The sequence below is a fragment of the Actinomycetota bacterium genome (assembly GCA_036280995.1).
GTDB lineage: Bacteria > Actinomycetota > CALGFH01 > CALGFH01 > CALGFH01 > CALGFH01.
Window position 1 is genome coordinate 1 of record DASUPQ010000395.1, and the last position, 2,492, is coordinate 2,492.

General features: G+C 72.3%; 3 protein-coding genes. All 3 read right to left on the reverse strand.

What is annotated here, in order from left to right; translation table 11 throughout:
• On the reverse strand, positions 1 to 649 hold a 649-nt coding region (locus VF468_13115), incomplete at its 3' end, for a glycosyltransferase (protein ID HEX5879235.1).
• A complete protein-coding gene (locus tag VF468_13120; GenBank protein HEX5879236.1) occupies positions 646 to 1,935 on the reverse strand; it encodes a hypothetical protein in 1,290 nt (429 codons plus the stop codon). The genes VF468_13115 and VF468_13120, both read right to left, overlap by 4 nt.
• The coding region (locus VF468_13125; protein HEX5879237.1) for a hypothetical protein at positions 1,932 to 2,492 on the reverse strand (561 nt) is incomplete at its 5' end. The genes VF468_13120 and VF468_13125, both read right to left, overlap by 4 nt.

The following is a 2,492-nucleotide window of genomic DNA, read 5'->3' on the forward strand; positions in this document are numbered from 1 at the left end:
GGAAATCGAACCCCTTCTCCTCCACGAACCGGCCTGCGAACCCGACGAGAGGCCTGTCCGCCAGCCCCAGCTGGTGACGCCATGACCGCACGGCAGCGGACCGCGGGGCAGGGAGGACCACGGGTGGATAGATGCCCTGGATCCGATGGGCGAAGGGAGCCAGGAAGGATGAGTGGCGGGCGTAGTCGGCGGCGTGCACGGTGACGCCGTCGGACAGCCGCATCGCCAGCCCGAGGCTGGTGTCCATCGCCTGCTGGATCACCCGGTTGGCGGCGCCGCCGGGCATGACCACGTCGCCCTGGTGGGTGACCAGGGTGGGCCGGCGGAGCAGCCGCGCCTGGCCCACGACGAGGGCGGCTTCGGGCATGGGGGTGTGCAGGTGCACGATCTCGGAGCCGGCGGTGAGGCGCGCCAGCGTGGCCGGGTACGACGGCATGATGGCCGTTCGGCTGACCCGGCCGAGCGAGGGCGCCCGGATCACCTCGACGCCGTTGACCTCCTCACGCCTCGGAAGGTCCCGGTCGTGCTGTGACGCCAGGATGGTGACGGCGTGGCCGCGGTCGGCCAGGCCCTCCGCCAGGTGCTGGGCGATGACGGTGAGCCCGGTCCAGTGCGGGTGGTAGTAGGTGAGCGTGACCAGGATCTTCACGGAGTCCTCCCGTGCGTCTGCTCCGGCGACACGGCGCCTTGACGGGGGCGAAGGGGAGGCACCGACGCCGCCAGCAGGGCGACGAACACGCCGGCGACGGCCCAGCTGGCGAGCTCGTCAGCTGGGCCGATGTACGGCGACAGCGCCCCAATCCAGAGGGCGGCCAGGACCGTCCCCAATCCGGCTCGGGCGAGCCGCGTCCTTGGCGCTCCGACAGTGGAGGAGGCCCATGCCAGCAGCTGGGGGATGGTGAGGAGCAGGAAGACCAGCCGGTAGTCGCCGTTCTTCCGGGTCGCGAACGTTCCAAGGTAGATGAGGACGCCGAAATGGAAGGCGAGCAGGGCGCCGCCGTGGGCGTCCGGCTCCAGCGGTCCGCCCGGTCCGAGCCGGCGACGGGCCCAGGCCCACACGGCGGACAGCAGCACCAGCAACGGGATCGCGGCGATCGCCTGGGCGACGACCGTTCCCGCTTGCCACTCGCCCGGCACGACCTGGTGGTACAGGTGCCCGATGAGGATCCGCGCCCCGTAGGAGTACAGGAGCCCTCCCTCGGGGGCCCGGCCGACCTTGGCGACGTCGTCGATGGTCGCGGCGACATAGACGGCGAGCAGCGCCAGCGACCCGGCCGCGATCCATCTCCCGCGGCGGTGGCCGGTGAGGGCGAACGCCGGCAGCGCGAACACCCCGTACAGCTTGGCTGCGGCGGCGACCAGGACGAGGGCCGGGCTCAGCAGCTGCACCGCCGCGGACCGCGCCTGCCAGGCGAACACCGCCAGCACCATCATCGAGAACAGGACCAGGTCCATGTTCGCCCGCTCCACGGCGAACATGACCGCGGGCGAGCACAGCGCGGCCGCGACGAGGACCCCTTGCCGCACCGTCAACCGACCCACGAGGAACAGCACCAAGGCGAGGAACAGCAGCACGACCACCCCGCCGAACAGCGTCGTGTGCGACTGCTGCAGCCCAAGGAAGCGAAGCAGCAGCCACAGCCGGGGGTAGATCATGGGACGGTCGGTGGGGTCGCACGGGTTGTCGACGAGCGGGTCGTGGCCCAACCGCCGGCAGTCGGCGGCCGCGGCCACATTCCTGGCGTCGTAGAACAGCGTGTCCTCGGCGGGAACGCCCAGGCGCGGCCAGAGGTCCACGTCGAGCAGGGCCCGGGGCAGGGCCACGAGGGCGAAGTAGGCGGCCAGGATGGCGAGCACGACGAGCCGGCCGTCCAGGCCCCGCCCGGATGCGACCGGGGAGGCTGGCGTGGCGCGGCGCTCGCCGATCTCACTCATCGAGCGTCCCCGGATCTGGGCATCGGAGCGGGCCGGTACAGCAGGTAGCCTTCGACGGCACCGTCGGGTTCATAGGAGTCGGCCAGGGCCTGGGCGACGTCCCTGCCGAAATGGACCTCACGCCACCACTGCTGGTCCACCGGCTGCAACGGGACCACCAGCACGACCAGCTCGAACTCCTGAGCTCGGATGCGGTCGACCAGCCGCTGCGCCGCCGCCGGGTCCCGGCGCCCGATGCGGAGCAGCATGAACGGGTCGAGGACCACGGGGCGCTGTCCGAGCGATACCGGCACGTAGGGATCCTCGGAGAGGAGCGGGGTGGCCGCCGTCGCCCGGCCGGCCAGGGGCTCCGGGCTGTAGTGCCGCGCGCCGCGCAGGTCCGCGAGCGCCGGCTGCAGGTCGGGGACGATGGTGACGGCCAGGCCGCCGAGGTTCACCCACAGCAGCACGACCGCGATGACCGCGGGGACGGCGGCGGCCACCGGATCCGGCCAGCGGCGTCCGGCGAGCTCGCCGACGACCAGGACGGTCAGCACGACCGGGTCGATGAGCTGGTT

Excerpts from the sequence above, each read along its gene's own strand:
- VF468_13120 (HEX5879236.1), bottom strand. The coding sequence starts at position 1,935 with ATGAGTGAGATCGGCGAGCGCCGCGCCACGCCAGCCTCCCCGGTCGCA.